17 protein-coding genes are annotated in these 19,126 nt (G+C 64.5%); 15 read left to right on the top strand and 2 right to left on the bottom strand.

Translation table 11 applies throughout. The features are described from left to right. Positions 1-192 precede the first annotated feature (192 nt). The 5 genes from cobU (at position 193) to ACQ5BM_RS03010 (ending at position 7,061) form a co-directional block, all read left to right on the top strand. Positions 193-717: a bifunctional adenosylcobinamide kinase/adenosylcobinamide-phosphate guanylyltransferase gene (gene cobU, locus ACQ5BM_RS02990; protein ID WP_429807552.1), complete on the top strand. Its 525-nt coding sequence runs from the start codon at positions 193-195 to the stop codon at positions 715-717. A 3-nt stretch (positions 718-720) separates the two neighbouring features. Further along, on the top strand, positions 721-1,785 hold the full coding sequence (gene cobW, locus ACQ5BM_RS02995; protein WP_429807554.1) for a cobalamin biosynthesis protein CobW: 1,065 nt from the start codon (positions 721-723) through the stop codon (positions 1,783-1,785). Positions 1,786-1,887: 102 nt separating this feature from the next. Then, positions 1,888-5,844, top strand: coding sequence for a cobaltochelatase subunit CobN (gene cobN / locus ACQ5BM_RS03000; protein ID WP_429807557.1), 3,957 nt, complete (start codon positions 1,888-1,890; stop codon positions 5,842-5,844). A gap of 147 nt (positions 5,845-5,991) precedes the next feature. Continuing rightward, the gene (cobO, locus tag ACQ5BM_RS03005; protein ID WP_429807559.1) at positions 5,992-6,636 is read left to right on the top strand and encodes a cob(I)yrinic acid a,c-diamide adenosyltransferase; all 645 of its coding nucleotides are present in this window, start codon (positions 5,992-5,994) and stop codon (positions 6,634-6,636) included. Next, positions 6,636-7,061: an EamA family transporter gene (locus tag ACQ5BM_RS03010; protein ID WP_429807562.1), complete on the top strand. Its 426-nt coding sequence runs from the start codon at positions 6,636-6,638 to the stop codon at positions 7,059-7,061. The genes cobO and ACQ5BM_RS03010 overlap by 1 nt, the downstream gene beginning before the upstream one ends. 677 nt (positions 7,062-7,738) lie before the next feature. Here the strand turns inward: ACQ5BM_RS03010 and ACQ5BM_RS03015 are convergent. Next, positions 7,739-8,524: a TSUP family transporter gene (locus ACQ5BM_RS03015; protein ID WP_429807566.1), complete on the bottom strand. Its 786-nt coding sequence runs from the start codon at positions 8,522-8,524 to the stop codon at positions 7,739-7,741. Between the two features lie 567 nt (positions 8,525-9,091). Between ACQ5BM_RS03015 and ACQ5BM_RS03020 the strand changes: the two genes are divergently transcribed. From ACQ5BM_RS03020 to ACQ5BM_RS03045, 6 genes are all read left to right on the top strand, one after another. Next, entirely contained in the window at positions 9,092-9,568 is a 477-nt protein-coding gene (locus ACQ5BM_RS03020) for a cobalamin biosynthesis protein (protein ID WP_429807569.1), read from the top strand. Positions 9,569-9,698: 130 nt separating this feature from the next. Next, on the top strand, positions 9,699-10,538 hold the full coding sequence (gene cobA, locus ACQ5BM_RS03025) for a uroporphyrinogen-III C-methyltransferase (RefSeq protein WP_429807680.1): 840 nt from the start codon (positions 9,699-9,701) through the stop codon (positions 10,536-10,538). Beyond that, on the top strand, positions 10,535-11,836 hold the full coding sequence (locus ACQ5BM_RS03030) for a cobyrinate a,c-diamide synthase (protein WP_429807572.1): 1,302 nt from the start codon (positions 10,535-10,537) through the stop codon (positions 11,834-11,836). The genes cobA and ACQ5BM_RS03030 overlap by 4 nt, the downstream gene beginning before the upstream one ends. Next, positions 11,833-12,852, top strand: coding sequence for a threonine-phosphate decarboxylase CobD (cobD, locus tag ACQ5BM_RS03035; protein WP_429807574.1), 1,020 nt, complete (start codon positions 11,833-11,835; stop codon positions 12,850-12,852). The genes ACQ5BM_RS03030 and cobD overlap by 4 nt, the downstream gene beginning before the upstream one ends. Then, a complete protein-coding gene (gene cbiB / locus ACQ5BM_RS03040; protein WP_429807577.1) occupies positions 12,853-13,824 on the top strand; it encodes an adenosylcobinamide-phosphate synthase CbiB in 972 nt (323 codons plus the stop codon). A 188-nt stretch (positions 13,825-14,012) separates the two neighbouring features. After that, the gene (locus tag ACQ5BM_RS03045) at positions 14,013-14,402 is read left to right on the top strand and encodes a L,D-transpeptidase (protein ID WP_429807683.1); all 390 of its coding nucleotides are present in this window, start codon (positions 14,013-14,015) and stop codon (positions 14,400-14,402) included. Between the two features lie 116 nt (positions 14,403-14,518). Here the strand turns inward: ACQ5BM_RS03045 and ACQ5BM_RS03050 are convergent, their stop codons facing one another. After that, positions 14,519-15,256, bottom strand: a complete 738-nt coding sequence (locus ACQ5BM_RS03050) for a Crp/Fnr family transcriptional regulator (RefSeq protein WP_429807580.1) — start codon at positions 15,254-15,256, stop codon at positions 14,519-14,521. 304 nt (positions 15,257-15,560) lie between these two features. On the opposite strand from ACQ5BM_RS03050, the gene hemN reads away from it, so the two are divergent. The 4 genes from hemN (at position 15,561) to ACQ5BM_RS03070 (ending at position 19,115) form a co-directional block, all read left to right on the top strand. Beyond that, entirely contained in the window at positions 15,561-16,910 is a 1,350-nt protein-coding gene (hemN, locus tag ACQ5BM_RS03055) for an oxygen-independent coproporphyrinogen III oxidase (protein ID WP_429807583.1), read from the top strand. A 115-nt stretch (positions 16,911-17,025) separates the two neighbouring features. Continuing rightward, a complete protein-coding gene (locus ACQ5BM_RS03060) occupies positions 17,026-17,310 on the top strand; it encodes an acyl carrier protein (RefSeq protein ID WP_089044188.1) in 285 nt (94 codons plus the stop codon). 115 nt (positions 17,311-17,425) lie between these two features. Then, complete coding sequence (locus ACQ5BM_RS03065) at positions 17,426-17,911, top strand: 3-hydroxyacyl-ACP dehydratase FabZ family protein (protein ID WP_173516803.1); 486 nt, start codon at positions 17,426-17,428, stop codon at positions 17,909-17,911. Position 17,912: 1 nt separating this feature from the next. Then, positions 17,913-19,115, top strand: a complete 1,203-nt coding sequence (locus ACQ5BM_RS03070; RefSeq protein WP_429807586.1) for a beta-ketoacyl-ACP synthase — start codon at positions 17,913-17,915, stop codon at positions 19,113-19,115. Positions 19,116-19,126 lie beyond the last annotated feature (11 nt).

Consider the following 19,126-nt stretch of genomic DNA (forward strand, 5'->3'; position numbering starts at 1 on the left):
CGATGCGGGCCCGTGACGCCGTGAGCCAGGAGACCTGCCATCCGGCATGGGCATTCCGCCCGAGGAGACCCGTGGTCTCCAATGCCATCACGGAGGTTGTTTTGGCTCACAGATATTTTCCCCACCGCGCCGCCGGCGCGCCGAACGATTGTTGCCAGCCGCCGCTGACCTCGGCGTGTTGAGGCGGCGGCGATGAGCATCTCCAGCGCCGGACCCGTTCTGGTCCTCGGTGGCGCCCGTTCCGGCAAATCCAGCTTTTCCGAGAAGCTCGTCGCAGCGTCCGGGCTCGCAAAACATTATGTCGCGACCGGCCGCGCCTGGGACGACGAAATGCGCGAGCGGATCGACCACCACAAGGCCCGCCGCGGCGACGGCTGGACGACGCATGAGGAGCCGCTCGATCTCGTCGGCATCCTCAGCCGCATCGACGATCGCAATCATGTCGTGCTGATCGATTGCCTGACGCTCTGGGTCACCAATCTCATGCTCGAAGAGCGCGACATGGCAGCGGAGTTCGCTGCCCTTGCCGCCTACCTGCCTGAGGCGCAAGCGCGTCTCGTCTTCGTTTCCAACGAGGTCGGCCTCGGCATCGTGCCCGAGAACCGCATGGCCCGCGAGTTTCGCGACCATGCCGGCCGGCTTCACCAGATCGTTGCGGAGAAATCCGCTGAAGTTTACTTTGTCGCGGCCGGTTTGCCGCTGAAAATGAAGGGTTGATAAATGACCACTGCGAAGGCCAGCCACGGCAAGATCCCGGCGACCGTCATCACCGGCTTCCTCGGCGCCGGCAAGACGACGATGATCCGCAACCTATTGCAGAACGCCGATGGCAAGCGCATCGCGCTGATCATCAACGAGTTCGGCGATCTCGGCGTCGACGGCGACGTCTTGAAGGGCTGCGGTGCGGAGGCCTGCACCGAGGACGACATCATCGAGCTTACCAATGGCTGCATCTGCTGCACCGTCGCCGACGATTTCATTCCGACCATGACCAAGCTGCTCGAGCGCGAGAGGCGCCCGGACCATATCATCATCGAAACCTCGGGTCTCGCCTTGCCGCAGCCGCTGGTCGCCGCCTTCAACTGGCCGGATATCCGCAGCGAAGTGACCGTCGATGGCGTCGTCACGGTGGTCGATAGCGCCGCCGTTGCCGCCGGCCGCTTTGCCGACGACCACGACAAGGTGGATGCGCTGCGCGTCGAGGACGACAATCTCGATCACGAAAGCCCGATCGAGGAGCTCTTCGAGGACCAGCTTACCGCCGCCGACCTCATCGTCCTCAACAAGACCGATCTGATCGACGCCTCCGGCATCAAGTCGGTGCGCGAGGAAGTGGCCTCCCGCATCAGCCGCAAGCCGGCGATGATCGAGGCGAAGAACGGCGAAGTCGCCGCCGCCATCCTGCTCGGCCTCGGTGTCGGCACGGAAGGCGAGATCGCCAACCGCAAGTCGCACCACGAAATGGAGCACGAGGCGGGCGAGGAGCACGACCATGACGAGTTCGACAGCTTCGTCGTCGAGCTTGGTTCGGTCGCTGATCCGGCTGCCTTCATCGACCGCCTGAAAGGCGTGATCGCCGAACACGACGTTCTGCGCCTCAAGGGCTTTGCCGACGTGCCCGGCAAGCCGATGCGCCTGCTGATCCAGGCGGTCGGCGCACGCATCGATCAGTATTACGACCGCGTCTGGGCGGCCGGCGAAAAGCGCGGCACGCGCCTCGTCGTCATCGGCCTGCACGACATGGACGAAGCGGCGGTGCGCGCTGCGATCACCGCGCTCGTCTAGATCATTCCTTGAGTGAAATGATCTAACGTATTGAAATGATGCAATTCCGGACGGAAATCGCTTTCGGCGTTTCGTTCGGGATTGCCCGAACGGACAAAACGAATGCATCTGCTTCTCGCCCAGAAAGGAACGATCGCCGACGGCAACGAGGCTATCGACCTGGGGCAATCGCCGGCCGACATCCTGTTTCTCTCGGCCGCCGACACCGAGCTTTCCTCGATCGCCGCCGCCCACGGCCGCCGCGACGGTGGTCTCAGCCTGCGCATCGCCAGCCTCATGAGCCTGATGCACCCGATGTCGGTCGACATCTATGTCGAGCGCACGGCGCGTCACGCGAAGCTTATCGTCGTTAGGCCACTTGGTGGGGCCAGTTACTTCCGCTATCTGCTGGAAGCCTTGTATGCGGCCGCCGTCACCCACCGCTTCCAGATCGCGGTGCTGCCCGGCGACGACAAGCCGGATCCGGGGCTTGAGCCGTTCTCGACGGTTGCGGCCGATGATCGCCAGCGACTCTGGACCTATTTCACCGAGGGCGGCGCCGACAATGCCGGCCTGTTTCTCGATTATGCCGAGGCATTGGTCACAGGTGCGGAGAAGCCGCAGCCGGCGAAGCCCTTGCTCAAGGCCGGCATCTGGTGGCCGGGCAGGGGCGTGATCGGGGTTCCGGAATGGTTGCGGGTAGTTGGTAGGGATGCGGACGCTCGTTCCGCTGCGGGCGGAGAGCGTGAGGCGCGTTCCGGGCAAGCCGATCTGCCCATTGGCAGCAAGTCGAGCGGCGCCACTGCCGCGCTTGCATCTACAGTCAATCTGAATTCTGGATCGAGCGATCGCCCCAAGCCAATCTCCCCCGCTGTGGGGGAGATGCCCGGCTGGGCGGAGGGGGGTGACGCTTCCACAAACGCGACGGTCGCCATCTGCTTCTACCGCGCCCTTGTCCAGAGCGGCGAGACGCGGCCGGTGGAGGCACTGATCGATGCGTTGGCGCAAGAAGGTGTCCGCGCGCTGCCAGTCTTCGTGTCGAGCCTCAAGGATGCCGTATCCGTCGGCACGCTGCAGGCGATCTTTGCCGAGGCGGCGCCCGACGTGGTGATGAACGCCACCGGTTTCGCCGTTTCCTCGCCGGGTGCCGACCGGCAGCCGACCGTGCTGGAATCGACCGGCGCGCCGGTGCTGCAGGTGATCTTCTCCGGCTCGTCGCGGGCGCAATGGGAGACGTCGCCGCAGGGCCTGATGGCGCGCGATCTCGCGATGAACGTGGCGCTGCCGGAGGTCGACGGCCGCATTCTTGCGCGGGCCGTCTCCTTCAAGGCGGCGTCGATCTATGACGCCAAGGTCGAGGCCAATATCGTCGGTCATGAGCCACTTGAAGATCGTGTGCGCTTTGCCGCCAGCCTCGCCGTCAACTGGGCGAAGCTTCGCCGCGCCAGGCCTGCCGAGCGCCGCATCGCCATCGTCATGGCCAACTATCCGAACCGTGACGGCCGCCTCGGCAATGGCGTCGGGCTCGACACCCCAGCCGGTACCGTCGAGGTGCTTCGCGCCATGGGGCGAGAAGGTTATGCCGTTGGCGAGGTGCCCGGGGATGGCGACGCGCTGATGCGTTACCTGATGGCCGGCCCGACTAATGCGGCGAGCCATGACCGTGAGATTCGAGAACGGATTTCGTCAAGCGATTACAAGGCCTTCTTCGATTCGCTTCCGAAACGGATTCGGGATGAAGTCAGTGGCCGCTGGGGCGCGCCCGAGGCCGATCCCTTCTTCCTCGACGGCGGCTTCGCCCTGCCGCTCGCCCGCTTCGGCGAGGTTGTGGTCGGCATCCAGCCGGCGCGCGGCTACAACATCGATCCGAAGGAAAGCTACCACTCGCCGGACCTCGTGCCGCCGCACGGCTATCTCGCTTTCTATGCCTTCCTGCGCCAACAATTCGGTGCGCAGGCGATCGTGCACATGGGCAAGCACGGCAATCTCGAATGGCTGCCGGGCAAGGCGCTGGCCCTGTCGGAGACCTGTTATCCCGAGGCGATCTTCGGGCCGCTGCCGCATATCTATCCCTTCATCGTCAACGATCCGGGCGAAGGTACGCAGGCGAAACGCCGCACCAGCGCCGTCATCATCGACCATCTGACGCCGCCGCTGACGCGGGCCGAATCCTACGGGCCCCTCAAGGACCTGGAAGCGCTCGTCGACGAATATTACGACGCTGCCGGCGGCGACCCGCGGCGGCTCCGGCTCTTGAGCCGCCAGATCCTCGACCTCGTGCGCGACATCGGCCTCGACAGCGACGCCGGCATCGACAAGGGCGACAGCGACGACAAGGCGCTGGAAAAGCTCGACGCCTATCTCTGCGACCTCAAGGAAATGCAGATCCGCGACGGCCTGCACGTCTTCGGCGTGGCGCCGGAGGGACGGCTTCTGACGGATCTGACGGTGGCGCTGGCGCGCGTTCCGCGCGGCCTCGGCGAGGGCGGCGACCAGAGCCTGCAGCGGGCGATCGCCGCGGATGCGGGGCTCGCCTTCGACCCGCTCGACTGCGTCATGTCCACCCCCTGGACCGGCCCGAAGCCATCGATCCTCGCCGATCTGTCCGACGCCCCCTGGCGCACCGCCGGCGATACGGTCGAGCGGATCGAGTTGCTGGCCGCAGATCTCGTTGCGGGCGAACAGACCTGCCCGGAAAGCTGGGCCAGCACCCGCGCCGTGCTCGATGAAATCGACACCCGCCTCAAGCCCTCGATCTCCGGCTCCGGCTCCGCCGAAATGGTGGGCTTCCTCACCGGCCTCGATGGCCGCTTCGTCGCGCCCGGTCCCTCCGGCGCGCCGACCCGCGGCCGCCCGGACGTGCTGCCGACGGGGCGCAATTTCTACTCCGTCGACAGCCGCGCCGTGCCGACGCCAGCGGCCTATGAGCTCGGCAAGAAATCGGCCGAGCTCCTGATCCGCCGCTATCTGCAGGATTATGGCGAATGGCCGTCCTCCTTTGGTCTCACGGCCTGGGGCACAGCGAACATGCGCACCGGCGGCGACGATATCGCCCAGGCGCTCGCGCTGATCGGCGCCAAGCCCACCTGGGACATGGTCTCGCGCCGGGTGATGGGCTACGAGATCGTGCCGCTCGCCGTGCTCGGGCGGCCGCGCGTCGACGTGACGCTGCGCATTTCCGGTTTCTTCCGCGATGCCTTCCCCGACCAGATCGCGCTCTTCGACAAGGCGATCCGCGCCGTTGGCGCGCTGGAAGAGGATGATGCCGACAACATGATCGCGGCGCGCATGCGGGCCGAGGCCCGGCGGCTGGAGGCGGAGGGCGTGGACGCCACGGAGGCGGCCCGTCGCGCCTCCTACCGCGTCTTCGGCGCCAAGCCCGGGGCCTATGGCGCCGGCCTGCAGGCGCTGATCGACGAGAAGGGCTGGGAAACCAAAGCCGATCTCGCCGAGGCCTATCTTACCTGGGGCGCCTATGCCTATGGCGCCGGCGAGGAGGGCAAGGCCGAGCGCGATCTTTTCGAGGAACGCCTGCGTACGATCGAGGCGGTGGTGCAGAACCAGGACAACCGCGAGCACGACTTGCTCGACAGCGACGATTACTACCAGTTCGAAGGCGGCATGAGCGCTGCCGCCGAACACTTAAGCGGCGCTCGGCCGGTGATCTACCACAACGACCATTCGCGGCCGGAAAAGCCGATCATCCGTTCGCTGGAGGAGGAGATCGGCCGCGTGGTCCGGGCGCGCGTCGTCAATCCCAAGTGGATCGATGGCGTCATGCGCCACGGCTACAAGGGCGCGTTCGAGATTGCCGCGACGGTCGACTACATGTTCGCCTTCGCCGCGACCACGGGGGCGGTGCGCGACCATCATTTCGAGGCCGCCTACCAGGCCTTCATCGTCGACGAGCGCGTGGCGGACTTCCTGCGCGACAAGAACCCGGCCGCCTTTGCCGAGCTTGCCGAGCGTTTCCTCGAAGCGATCGACCGCAATCTCTGGACCCCGCGCTCGAACTCGGCGCGCTTTGAACTTACCGATATCGGCAACGCCGCGACCCGGCTTCGCGCCGGCAACGAATAGGGCGGTTCCGGGCTGACGGTTTTCCGTCCGGAATTGCGTGGAAGCAAAGACCTGGTTCCGGTTCGCTGCTCAGTGAGCGCGGACATGAGCCGAAGCGGGACGAGGGCGGCTGTCCATCCCGCGAACTTGAGAACTGAGGGAGTGATCATGAGCGACGAGACGACAGTAGGCGGCGAAGCCCCGGCCGAGAAGGACGATGCCCGCCACGCCATGAAAATGGCGAAGAAGAAGGCGGCACGCGAAAAGATCATGGCGACCAAGACCGACGAGAAGGGTCTGATCATCGTCAACACCGGCAAGGGCAAGGGCAAGTCGACCGCCGGCTTCGGCATGATCTTCCGCCATATCGCCCACGGCATGCCCTGCGCCGTCGTGCAGTTCATCAAGGGTGCCATGGTGACCGGTGAGCGCGAACTGATCGAGAAGCATTTCGGCGACATCTGCCAGTTCTACACGCTCGGCGAGGGTTTCACCTGGGAAACGCAGGACCGCGCCCGCGATGTGGCGATGGCGGAGAAGGCCTGGGAAAAGGCAAAGGAACTGATCCGCGACGAGCGCAACTCGATGGTGCTGCTCGACGAGATCAATATCGCCCTGCGCTATGATTACATCGACGTCGCCGAGGTCGTGCGCTTCCTGAAGGAGGAAAAGCCGTACATGACCCATGTGGTCCTGACCGGTCGTAACGCCAAGGAAGATCTGATCGAGATCGCCGATCTGGTGACCGAGATGGAGCTGATCAAGCATCCCTTCCGCTCCGGCATCAAGGCGCAGCAGGGCGTCGAATTCTGATGAGCCAGAGCTGGCAGTTCTGGGCGCTGCTTTCGGCGGCCTTTGCTGCCCTGACGGCGATTTTCGCCAAGGTCGGCGTCGCGCAGATCAATTCCGATTTCGCGACGCTGATCCGCACCGTCGTCATTCTTTTGGTGCTCGCTGGCATCGTCGCGGCCACCGGTCAGTGGCAGAGGCCCTCGGAGATCCCCGGTCGCACCTGGCTGTTCCTGGCGCTGTCGGGCCTGGCCACCGGCGCCTCCTGGCTTGCCTATTTCCGCGCGCTGAAGCTCGGCGATGCCGCGCGCGTGGCACCGATCGACAAGCTCTCGATCGTCATGGTCGCGATCTTCGGCGTGCTCTTCCTCGGCGAGAAGCTCAACCTTATGAACTGGTTGGGCGTCGTTTTCATTGCCGCCGGTGCTCTGCTTTTGGCGGTGTTTTGAACTTGCCACCACCGTGCCGATCAGCGCGGTCACCATGCCGACCTGATCGCCAATGCGCTATCGATCAGAGCCGGCGACCCGATCTTCTGGAAAGTATACGGCGTCGAGATGAAGCGCCTGCTGGAGGCGTTGGGGATGGCGATGAAAGGCTTCTTGAGAAGGCGCGCGTTCTCGTGCCGGAACGAGGCGGAATGCGCCCGTTATCCGGCGGCGTGATCGGCCCTTGAAGGGACTTCTGGAAGCATGCATATAGATGCTCCACATGGTTTAGATCGCGGGTGAAGCTTGAAGACCGTTGCTAGAGTTGCGTTTGCCGTCGCATCGCTTTTGCTAATCACATCATGCAGTGAAACTGGCTCATCCCAAACGACCAGGACCGGCGCATCCGTCGTCGAGAAGGCGGAGAAAGCAAAGGCGGCTCCGACGCCAAAGCTGAGCCGAAAGCAACGGGCCGCGGCCGAAGCCGAGGCAAAGGCGCGTGCTGAAGCGCGCAGCCCTCGGCAATGCAAGACCCCCAAACAGATATGTGGCTACGGCGCGGGGCCGGCAGGCGAAGAATGCTCATGCTGGTCAACCACAGGCGCGCCCGATGTTGGCCTGACAGTCAAGTGAGTGACGTTCGCTGAAGCCGCGGCATCTCGTTGCGGTCTCTGCGAGCCGGGAACGCGCGCCTGACCTCAAAGCCCCAGCCAGATCCTGAGGGGATGCGACGGATCTGCCAGCAAGCGGACGGCAAGCGCGATCGAAACGATGACGAGCAGCGGCTTGATGATCTTGGCGCCCTTGGCCATGGCATAGCGCGAGCCGACCTGGGCGCCGAGGAACTGGCCGAATCCCATCATCAGGCCGACCTTCCAGAGGATGGCGCCGAAGAAAAGGAAGACGCCGAAGGCGCCGATGTTGGAGCCGAAGTTCAGGAACTTCGTGTGCGCGGTCGCCTTCAAGACGCCGAAACCGGCGAGCGTCACGAAGCCGAGCATGAAGAAGGAGCCGGTGCCAGGGCCGAAGACGCCGTCATAGAAGCCGATCAGCGGTACCAGCGTTAGCGTGAACACGAAGGGCGTGACACGCCGGTGCTGGTCGACATCGCCCATGTTCGGCTTCAGGCCGAAGTAGATCGCGATGGCGATGAGCAGGAAGGGCAGCACCGCCTTCAGCACGTCACCCGGAACGACGGTCGCGAGCAGCGCGCCAAGCACTGAGCCCGCCGCCGACATCAGCGCCATCGGCAATTGCTCCCTGAGGTCCACGTGTCCGCGCCGCGCATAGGAAAGGCTTGCCGAGCCGGAGCCGAACAGCGCCTGCAGCTTGTTGGTGCCGAGCGTCTGCAGCGGCGGAATGCCGGCGATCAGCATGGCGGGAATGGTGATCATGCCACCGCCGCCGGCGATCGAATCGATAAAACCGGCAATGAAGGCGGCAGCAAACAGGAAGGCGAGCAGGTGGAAGGCGAGATCTTGCACGGGAGGGACTCAGGAGGGGGCTGTCATGAGAGGCTTTTCCGCCTTGTGTCAGAGCCGGGCGCGTTTTGCAAAGCCTTCTGTTGCGGTGCCGCCGCGGGTGCAGCTCGCAAAAGAGCAAAAGGCCAAGGATTCAAAACCTTGTTCTGAGTCGCTGTGTTTTCGGATGGAAGGCGCCGGCGATAGAGCGACGGCCGGAAGAGGCTGTCCTCGCGATAGAGTGCATAGGTAGCCGTCTTCGCCAATCGCGACATGACGATGGCGCAATCCGGTTTGACCGGTCTCACGTGCTTCGGTAAAAATGACGGACATGCGACGGCGTCCGCTTGGCGGACTGAAAGAGCGTCCGGTGCGGCCGACCCAGGCAGGGGGCCTTCAGCCGGTGCTGTCCAGATCGGCCCGGAACAGTCTGTTCCAGCCGGCGCTTCGTTAAGGAGAACCGACGAAGGGAGCCGGCCACCGATGGCATCGGTTAGCGGACCAAAGCAATTCCAGCAAAAGTGCGCAGCGGTTTTGCGTCCGGAATTGCGAAAGACAAACAAGCAATTCCAGCAAAAGCGCGCAGCGATTTTGCGTCCGGAATCGCGTGAAGATAACGCGCTGGTCGAGACGACGAAAGAAGAGGCCGGGCTGGTGCTCGGGCTCGGCTGCGAGCGGCGAACGCCTGCCGAGGAAGTGATCGCGCTTGCTGAGCGCGCCTTGGCTGCCGCCGGTGCCGCGCCTGCGGATCTCCGGCTGGTCGCCTCGCTCGATGCCCGCGCCGAGGAACCGGCGATCCTGGCGGCGGCGAAACATTTTTCCGTTCCGGCGGCATTTTACGATGCGGTCACGCTCGAAGCCGAGGTTCATCGGCTCGCCAACCCCTCCGAGATCGTCTTTGCCCATACGGGCTGTCATGGCGTTGCCGAAGGTGCCGCCCTCGTCGGCGCCGGGGAAGAGGCCGTGCTGATCGTGCCGAAGATCGTCTCCGCGCATGCGACGGCGGCGCTTGCCGGCCCACGGGGAGACGGGGCGGCGCGCGTGCCGGCTGCGGCCGAGGTCGTCTGATGAGTGCTTACGTTGTTGAATTGAATCAATCTTTTGTCCGGGTTTTCTCTAAAATGGAATCCGGTTCTTCGCAGATCGAGTTAGGGGCACCGGCAAGCGGTGCCGGTATACAGGGTGGACAGCACGAATGATCGACGACCTCTTTGCCGGGTTGCCGGCGCTCGAGAAAGGTTCGGTCTGGCTCGTCGGTGCCGGCCCGGGCGATCCAGGTCTCTTGACCTTGCATGCGGCCAATGCGCTGCGCCAGGCGGACGTGATCGTGCATGATGCGCTGGTCAACGAGGACTGCCTCAAGCTCGCGCGGCCGGGTGCCGTGTTCGAGTTCGCGGGCAAACGCGGCGGCAAACCGTCGCCGAAACAGCGCGATATCTCGCTGCGGCTGGTCGAACTCGCGCGTGCCGGCAACCGGGTGCTCCGCCTGAAAGGCGGCGACCCCTTCGTCTTCGGCCGTGGCGGCGAGGAGGCCCTGACGTTGGTCGAACATCGGATCCCGTTCCGCATCGTGCCCGGCATCACCGCGGGCATCGGCGGGCTTGCCTATGCCGGCATTCCCGTCACCCACCGCGAGGTCAATCACGCGGTCACCTTCCTCACCGGCCACGATTCCTCCGGCCTGGTGCCGGATCGCATCAACTGGCAGGGGATTGCCAGCGGCTCACCCGTCATCGTCATGTACATGGCGATGAAACATATCGGCGCGATCACTGCCAACCTCATTGCCGGTGGGCGCTCGCCGGACGAGCCGGTCGCCTTCGTCTGCAATGCCGCAACGCCGGAACAGGCGGTGCTCGAAACGACGCTTTCGCGCGCTGAGGCCGATGTCGAGGCGGCCGGGCTGGAGCCGCCGGCAATCGTCGTCGTCGGCGAAGTGGTGCGGCTTCGGGCGGCACTCGACTGGATCGGCGCGCTCGACGGGCGCAAGCTTGCCGCCGATCCCTTCGCCAATCGCATGCGCAGGAACCCGGCATGAGCGGACTGCTGATCGCAGCACCTTCGTCGGGCTCGGGCAAGACGACGGTGACGCTTGGGCTGATGCGCGCGCTGAAGAAGCGCGGTGTGGCAATTGCGCCGGGCAAGGCCGGGCCCGATTATATCGATCCCGCCTTCCATGCGGCGGCAACGGGCGAGCCCTGTTTCAACTACGATCCCTGGGCGATGCGCCCGGAACTGCTGCTTGCCAATGCCTCACAGGCGGCCGCGGGCGGCCGCATGCTGATCGTCGAGGCGATGATGGGGCTACATGACGGTGCCGCTGACGGCTCGGGAACGCCTGCGGATCTCGCGGCGACGCTCAATCTTGCCGTCATTCTCGTTGTCGATTGCGCCCGCATGTCGCATTCGGTCGCCGCACTCGTCCGCGGCTACGCGGATCACCGCAGCGATATCCGGGTGGTTGGCGTCATCCTCAACAAGGTCGGCAGCGATCGGCACGAGAAGATGCTCTGCGATGCGCTGGAGCGGGTGCGCATGCCGGTGTTCGGCGTGTTGCGGCAGGACAGTGCACTTCAACTGCCGGAGCGTCATCTGGGCCTCGTGCAGGCGGGCGAGCATGGAGCGCTCGAAGGCTTCATCGACGCTGCCGCAGCGCGGGTCGAGGCGGCATGCGACCTCGATGCCATCAGCCGCGCTGCAGCGGTCTCTCCGCGCGGACCGGCCGCGAATATCGAGCGCCTGCGCCCTCTCGGTCAACGCATCGCCGTGGCGCGCGATATCGCCTTTGCCTTCTGCTACGAGCACCTGCTGTTCGACTGGCGGAGCGCCGGCGCCGAAATCTCGTTCTTCTCGCCTCTGGCCGACGAGGCGCCGGCTCCGGCTGCCGACGCCGTCTACCTGCCGGGCGGCTATCCGGAGCTGCATGCGGGGCGCTTAAGTACGGCTTCGACCTTCCGTTCCTGCATGCATTCGGCTGCCGGGCGGGGAGCCCGGATCTTCGGCGAATGCGGTGGCTATATGGTGCTCGGCGAAGGGCTTGTCGCCGCCGATGGCGCACGCTACGACATGCTCGGCCTGCTGCCGCTAACCACCAGTTTCGCCGAGCGCAGGCGGCACCTCGGCTATCGCCGGGTCGTACCTGTCGACAACGCCTTCTTCGATGGACCCATGACGGCGCACGAATTCCATTATGCGACCATCGTCGCCGAAGGTGCTGCCGACCGGCTGTTTGCGGTGAGCGACGCGGCCGGCGACGATCTCGGCCATGCCGGGCTGAAACGCGGCAACGTCGCCGGATCCTTCATGCACCTCATCGATATTGCGGGTGCACCATGAGCGCACCGATCGTTCACGGCGGCGGCATCACCGAAGCCGCAGCCCGCTTTGGCGGCCGGCTCGAGGACTGGCTCGATCTCTCGACCGGCATCAATCCATGCCCGGTTGCTTTACCCGAGGTACCCGAGCGCGCCTGGCATCGGCTGCCCGACCGGCAGACGGTCGATGCGGCGCGGCTGGCAGCCCGGGAATACTACCGCACCCATGGCGTGCTGCCGTTGCCCGTGCCCGGCACGCAATCGGTGATCCAGCTTTTGCCGCGTCTCATGCCTGAAAACGGGAAGACGCCGGCAAGCAGCCGCGTCGCGATCTTCGGGCCGACCTATGGCGAATATGCCCGCGTGCTGTCGGCGGCCGGCTTTGCCGTCGATCGCGTCGACAATGCCGATGCCGTGAGCGCCGCGCATGGCCTGGTCATCGTGGTGAACCCCAACAATCCGACCGGCCGTGCCTTCGCCGCCGCCGATCTTCTGGAACTGGCCGCGCGGCAGCGCGCGAGCGGCGGACTGCTGCTGGTCGACGAGGCCTTCGGCGATCTGGAGCCGGAACTGAGCGTCGCCGGCCATGTGCGCGGCGAGGATAACCTCATCGTCTTCCGCTCGTTCGGCAAGTTCTTCGGGCTTGCCGGCTTACGCCTTGGTTTCGTCGTCGGCAGCGAGCCGGTCCTTGCTGCGTTCGGCGATTGGCTTGGCCCCTGGGCCGTTTCCGGTCCGGCGCTGACCATCTCCCGCGCGCTGATGCAGGGCGATACGGCAGCGATTGCGGCCGGTATTCGCGAACGGCGCGCCGGCCTCGATGCGGCCCTGGATGCGACCGGGCTCAAGCGGATTGGCGGCACCGGGCTTTTCGTGCTGGTCGAGCACCCGAGGGCCGCTCTGCTGCAGGAGCGGCTCTGCGAGGCACATATTCTGACCCGCAAGTTCGACTATGCGCCGACGTGGCTCAGAATCGGTCTGGCGCCGGATCCGGCAGGTGACCGGCGGCTGGCGGATGCGCTTGCCCGGATGGAACTCTGAATGTCCAGCACCATGCTTCTCATCCTCGCGCTGGCGCTGGTGATCGACCGTCTCGTCGGCGATCCGCACTGGCTATGGGCGCGCGTGCCGCACCCCGTGGTCTTTTTCGGCAAGGCCATCGCCTTCTTCGATGACAGGCTGAACCACGAGGATCTGGCGGATGGCGTGCGCAAGTTTCGCGGCGTCGCCACGATCGTGCTGCTGCTCGCCGTCAGCGCCTGGCTTGGCCACCTGCTGCATCGCCTGTTCACCGCCTTCGGCCCGCTCGGTTTCCTGCTGGAGGCGGTGCTGGTCGCCGTCTTTCTGGCGCAAAAGAGCCTGGCCGATCATGTGCGCCGCGTCGCCGAGGGCTTGCGGCAAGGCGGGCTCGAAGGGGGGCGGAGCGCCGTTTCGATGATCGTCGGCCGCGATCCGAAGACGCTCGACCAGCCGGCGGTCTGCCGCGCGGCGATCGAAAGCCTCGCCGAGAACTTCTCCGACGGTGTCGTGGCGCCGGCCTTCTGGTATGCGGCCGCCGGTCTGCCCGGCCTGCTCGCCTACAAGATGCTGAACACGGCCGACTCGATGATCGGCCACAAATCGCCGAAATATCTGCACTTCGGCTGGGCTTCGGCGCGGCTCGACGATCTCGCCAATCTGCCGGCAGCAAGGCTCTCGATCCTGCTGGTCGCTGCCGGCGCGCTGATCCACCGTGGCGCGCGCGCCGCCAAGGATGCGCTTGTTGTAGCCCTTCGCGACCACGGCCTGCACCGCTCGCCGAATTCCGGCTGGCCGGAAGCGGCGATGGCCGGCGCGCTCGACCTGCAGCTTGCCGGCCCGCGCATCTATGGCGGCGTCAAGGTCAGCGAGCCGATGATCAACGGTCCGGGGCGCGCCATTGCGCGAAGCGAAGATATCGATGCCGGCATCGCCGTATTCTATGGCGCCTGCACGGTGATGACCGTTGTCGTTCTGGCCGTCGCGCTGATTTGATCGCGTCGGCGGCGCCCGTCCTGCGAAAACGAGTTTCGCGTTAACACTTTGCTTTCCATATGTATTAAGATTGCTTCATACTCGGCCGGTTATTCTCTTCGGATGTCTGGTGCCACCGGCAAGTATTGCCCTCCCGGAGAGAGCGAAGCATGCGGAATGCGCTTTTGACCGTGCTCGTCGCCGCCTTGATGCAATTTTCCGTTCAACCGGTGAACGCCGCCAATCTCATTGCCGATATCAGCCTGTCCTCGCAGACCATGACCGTGACGCAGAACGGCATCGTCATGTATCGCTGGAAGGTGTCTACCGCCCGCAGGGGCTATGTCACGCCGCGCGGCAGCTGGAAGGCAAAATGGCTCTCGCGTTACCATCGCTCGAGCAAATACGACGACGCCCCCATGCCCTTTGCGGTGTTCTTCAATGGCGGTTACGCCATTCATGCCACCTATGACATCAAGCGGCTCGGGCGCCCGGCATCGCACGGCTGCGTACGGCTGCATCCGAACAACGCCGCCGAGTTCTTCGCACTGGCGCAGCAGCACGGGTTGGCGAATACGCGTATCGTCATCACGCGCTGACGGCTCGGCGTTGCCCGTGCTGTTTCGTCCGGTTCGCTGATGGGGGTAATCCCGCTCAAGAAAATAGAGTACGGGGAGCAGCGTCGCGACGCCCGCGCAGCGACGCCGAGCGCCGCTCAATCGATGCCGGCCACATCCATCAGCCGGTCGAGGCTCGGCACGGTGACGTGGCGGCTGTTTTCGATGCGGATGACGTTGTCCTTGCGCAGCTTGGTGATCTGCCGGCTGACGGTTTCGATTGTCAGGCCCAGATAGTCGGCGATGTCGGCGCGGGAGAGCGGCAGGTCGAATTCCTTCGCGGTTCCGTGTTCCGGATCGATATGGGTGGCGATGATATAGAGGAAGCTCGCCACCTTCTCCTGGGCGGTCTTGCGCCCGAGCGTCAGCATCCAGTCGCGCGCCTCGTCGAGCTCCTTCAGTGCCTGCTCATGCAGCCGGTGTTCGAGACCCGGCGCCTCGGAAACGAGCCGCTCGATTACGTTGCGCGGGAAGCAACAGATATCGGTGTCGACGGCCGCTTCCGCCGTGAGCGCGCTTTCGCGGGTGAAGGGACGACCCATGAAGTCGGGCGCGAACTGCAGGCCGACGATCTGCTGGCGGCCATCGGCCAGGACCTTGCTGAGCTTGACGACGCCGCTGATGATGTTGGCGTAGCTGTCGGTCGTTTCACCCTGGCCGACGACCTCGCGGCCCGGCTCGATGCTGCGGCGGGTCGAGTGGCGGCTGAGGTCGAGCAGCTGATCCGGGGTGAGCGTTCCGCAAACGCCGCCATGACGCGCCTCGCAGGCCACGCAGACGGCCGGAATGTCCGAGTTATGGATATCCTTGCGGCGATGTTCGTTCACGATCTGCAATTCTTTCTACCTGCATGTCGCTGCTCTTACGGCGCCGCGCGTCTCATGAGACGCGCAAAGGCCGCCGTGGCACTTTGAAGTGCTGCCTGTTTTTTCCTTCAAAGGAAGCATGCAGCAGGATGACCAAAGAGGATGCGGGTCGTTAAATCAAGAGTTGACAGGTGCTAATTCCGAAAGCGCGAAACAATGTCTCATGCTGACTTGCGCATTGTCAATTTTAACGTGTTAATTCGGCGACTTGATCAAAATCAAAGGCGTCTTCGCGCATCCGCCCTATGCCATCGTCATGACAGCGGAGAGACCGATGGAAGACGCGCTTATCCTCAAATATGCAGGCCCGGTGCCGCGCTATACCAGCTACCCGACCGCCCCGCATTTTTCCGAGGCGGTGGGCCCTACGGACTATGAAAGCTGGCTCGATGCGATCGGCCCGGGCGAGGCGATTTCGCTTTATGCCCATGTGCCCTATTGCGACCGGCTCTGTTGGTTCTGTGCGTGCCACACCAAGCAGACGCTGCGCTACGATCCCGTCGCAACCTATTTGCAGGGCCTGCATCGCGAGGTTGCATCGGTCGGCGGGCGGGTGAACCGTGAAGCCCGGGTAACGGCGCTGCATTTCGGCGGCGGTTCGCCGACGCTCGTCCGGCCGGAGGACATGATCGCGCTCAAGCGCAGCTTCACCGATCACTTCACCTTCGCGCCGGATTGCGAGATCAGCGTCGAAATGGATCCGAACGACCTCGACGAGGCGCGTCACGATGCGCTGGCGGCGATCGGGATGACGCGGGCGAGCTTCGGCATCCAGGATTTCGACCCGGTGGTGCAGAAGGCGATCAATCGCATCCAGACCTACGAGCAGACCCGCGATGCGATCGAGGCATCGCGGGCGAGGGGTGTCAGCTCGGTCAATTGCGACGTCCTCTACGGGCTGCCGTATCAGAGTCTTTCGTCATTGGAGCGGACGATGGAGGCGGTGCTGACACTCGCGCCCGATCGTGTCGCGCTCTTCGGTTACGCGCATGTGCCGTGGATGAAGACGCACCAGAAGATGATTCCGGACGAGAGCCTGCCCGGCGTGGTCGAGCGTTTCGCGCAGATGAGCCGGGCGGCCGACATGCTGCTGTCGGCCGGCTACGAGGCGATCGGCATAGACCATTTCGCAAAGCCCGAAGACAACCTGGCGCGCGCCAGCCGGGAAGGGCGCCTCCGCCGCAATTTCCAGGGCTATACGGACGATGCGGCGGAAACGCTTGTTGGCCTCGGCGCCTCGGCGATCGGCCACTTCCGTCAGGGCTATGTCCAGAACATGCCGGCGACCGGCGAATATCTGCGCCATGTGGAGCAGGCAGGCATGGCGGCGGCTCGCGGCTATCGCTTCACGCCGGACGACCGGTTGAGAGCAAAAGTGATCGCCGACATCATGTGCCGTTTCGCCTTCTCCTTTGACGAGGTCGAACGGGCATTTCCGGGGTTGGCCGGCGCGGTGGTCGAGGAGGCGCGGCTTTTCCGGGCGCGCGACGCCGACGGGCTAACGACGATCGAAAACGGTGTCTTCAGTCTCACCGAACGCGGACGGCCCTTTGCGCGATCGGTGGCGGCGAACTTCGACGCCTATCTCGGCAATGGTCGCGGGCGGCATTCGGTCGCCGTTTGAGGCGTAAGCCTGCAACACCGGTTTTCAATTCGCGAACGGTTGCAATCAAGGCCATTGGCTTTTGTGGCGCATTTACCTATAGGATCGCCGAGACTCGACTTAAGTTACTAGAGGTATGCGCGTGACAGCTACATTCGACAAGGTTGCCGACATCATTGCGGAGACGAGCGAGATCGATCGTGAGACGATCACGCCGGAAAGCCACACGATCGACGATCTCGGCATCGACAGCCTGGACTTCCTCGACATCGTCTTCGCGATCGACAAGGAATTCGGCATCAAGATCCCGCTCGAGCAGTGGACGCAGGAAGTCAACGAAGGCAAGGTCTCGACCGAAGAGTATTTCGTTCTGAAGAACCTCTGCGCCAAGATCGACGAACTGCGGGCTGCCAAGGGCTGATCGGGCTTCCGCCCAAGCCTTGCCGCACCAATTCCAATGCCGCCCGTCGCGCCCCGCGCTTGACAGGCGGCATTGGCGTTTTTACTTGAGCCCGAAACGAACAGGGTGAGCCTCAATGCTCCTTGAATACTTCCAGATGATCGATCGTGTCGAAACGGTCGATCTTTCGGCTGGCCGGCTGACGGCGCGGTCCGTCGTTCCCGAGAAGAGCCCGGTGTTCGAAGGCCATTTTCCAGGCTACCCGCTGGTGCCGGGCGTGCTCCTGATCGAGACCATGGCGCAGGCCTCCGGTTTCCTGGTGCTCGCCGCCACCAATTTTGCCGCCATGCCCTTCCTGATGTCGGTCGACGGCGCCAAGATGCGCACCTTCGTCGAGCCCTCGGCCGAACTCGAGATCGAGGCCTTCCTCGAGCATGAGGGGTCGGGCTTTGCCGTTACCAAGGCGAAGATTACCTCGGCCGGCAAGAAGGTCTGCGACGCCCAGCTCAAACTGAGGACGATGCCGTTCGATCAGGTTCCGCTCGGCGATATCGTTCGCAAGCGGGCCGAGGAACTGGGCCTGATGGCGGCTCTTTCGGCGACAGCCGGTTCGGAGAAGTAAGATGACCAAATCCGCAAACGACGTTGTCATTACCGGCGTCGGCATCGTCACCAGCCAGGGCGTCGGCGTCGAGCCGCATCTGGCCCTCTTGAGCGCCGACGCTTCGCCGGCCGTGCGCGTCGAGACCGAGAAGTTCAGCCCCTATCCGGTACATCCGCTGCCGGAAATCGACTGGTCGCAGCAGATCGCCAAGCGTGGCGACCAGCGCCAGATGGAAAACTGGCAGCGCCTCGGCGTCTTCGCCGCCGGCCTGGCGCTCGATGATGCCGGCCTCAAGGACAATCTCGAAGCCTGCGGCAGCATGGACATGATCGTCGCTGCCGGTGGCGGCGAGCGCGACATCAACGTCGACTCGCTGATCGTCGACGAAGCGCTGAAGCGCAACGATCGCGAACAGCTCCTCAACGAAAAGCTGACCACCGAACTGCGCCCGACGCTGTTCCTCGCGCAGCTTTCGAACCTGCTCGCCGGCAACATCTCGATCGTGCACAAGGTCACCGGTTCGTCGCGCACCTTCATGGGCGAGGAAGCGGCCGGCATCTCGGCGATCGAAACCGCCTTTGCCCGCATCAAGGCCGGCCAATCGAGCCATACGCTCGTCGGCGGCGCCTTCTCGGCCGAACGTCTCGACATCATTCTCCTGATCGAAGCCATCCAGGGCCACGCGCTCGGCGACTGGCACCCGATCTGGTCACGCAAGGCCGAAAACGGCGGCGGCATGATCCTCGGTTCGGTCGGCGCCTTCCTGGTGCTGGAATCGCGTGAATATGCCGAAGCCCGCGGCGCCCGCATCTATGCCACCATCGACGCGATCGGCGGCGACCGCGGCTCGCGTGAAAGCGGCAAGCTCGAAGCCCGCCTTGCCGATCTCGCCAAGCCGGCGGAGAAACTTGACCCGGCTTCGACCGTCGTGTTCTCCGGTACCTCCGGTTTCCATGATCTCGTGGCACGCGAGAAGGCGTTTCTCGAGGCGAAGCTGGCCGGGGCGCCGGTGCGTGCCTATGGCGGCCTCGTCGGCCACAGCATCGAGGCGCAGTTCCCGCTGGGCCTGGCGCTCGCGGCATTGTCGCTGGGCGAGGGTGCCAAGGTGCCGGCCTTCGATGCAGGCGCCGAGAAGCCGATGACGGCAGCGGCGAAGAGCGCAGTGGTCACCACCATCGGCCATTCGCGCGGCGAAGGCGTCGCCGTCCTTTCGGCGGAATAACAGGAGCGGAC

This window comes from Ensifer sp. B1-9 (assembly GCF_050474445.1).
GTDB lineage: Bacteria > Pseudomonadota > Alphaproteobacteria > Rhizobiales > Rhizobiaceae > Ensifer.

What these genes read in the sequence shown, in the direction of transcription:
- cobW (WP_429807554.1), top strand. Translation starts at nt 721, where the DNA reads ATGACCACTGCGAAGGCCAGCCACGGCAAGATCCCGGCGACCGTCATC.
- cobN (WP_429807557.1), top strand. Translation starts at nt 1,888, where the DNA reads ATGCATCTGCTTCTCGCCCAGAAAGGAACGATCGCCGACGGCAACGAG.
- ACQ5BM_RS03065 (WP_173516803.1), top strand. Translation starts at nt 17,426, where the DNA reads ATGCTCCTTGAATACTTCCAGATGATCGATCGTGTCGAAACGGTCGAT.
- cbiB (WP_429807577.1), top strand. Translation starts at nt 12,853, where the DNA reads ATGTCCAGCACCATGCTTCTCATCCTCGCGCTGGCGCTGGTGATCGAC.
- ACQ5BM_RS03060 (WP_089044188.1), top strand. Translation starts at nt 17,026, where the DNA reads ATGCGCGTGACAGCTACATTCGACAAGGTTGCCGACATCATTGCGGAG.
- cobO (WP_429807559.1), top strand. Translation starts at nt 5,992, where the DNA reads ATGAGCGACGAGACGACAGTAGGCGGCGAAGCCCCGGCCGAGAAGGAC.
- ACQ5BM_RS03030 (WP_429807572.1), top strand. Translation starts at nt 10,535, where the DNA reads ATGAGCGGACTGCTGATCGCAGCACCTTCGTCGGGCTCGGGCAAGACG.
- cobD (WP_429807574.1), top strand. Translation starts at nt 11,833, where the DNA reads ATGAGCGCACCGATCGTTCACGGCGGCGGCATCACCGAAGCCGCAGCC.
- ACQ5BM_RS03010 (WP_429807562.1), top strand. Translation starts at nt 6,636, where the DNA reads ATGAGCCAGAGCTGGCAGTTCTGGGCGCTGCTTTCGGCGGCCTTTGCT.
- ACQ5BM_RS03045 (WP_429807683.1), top strand. Translation starts at nt 14,013, where the DNA reads ATGCAATTTTCCGTTCAACCGGTGAACGCCGCCAATCTCATTGCCGAT.
- cobU (WP_429807552.1), top strand. Translation starts at nt 193, where the DNA reads ATGAGCATCTCCAGCGCCGGACCCGTTCTGGTCCTCGGTGGCGCCCGT.
- ACQ5BM_RS03070 (WP_429807586.1), top strand. Translation starts at nt 17,913, where the DNA reads ATGACCAAATCCGCAAACGACGTTGTCATTACCGGCGTCGGCATCGTC.
- hemN (WP_429807583.1), top strand. Translation starts at nt 15,561, where the DNA reads ATGGAAGACGCGCTTATCCTCAAATATGCAGGCCCGGTGCCGCGCTAT.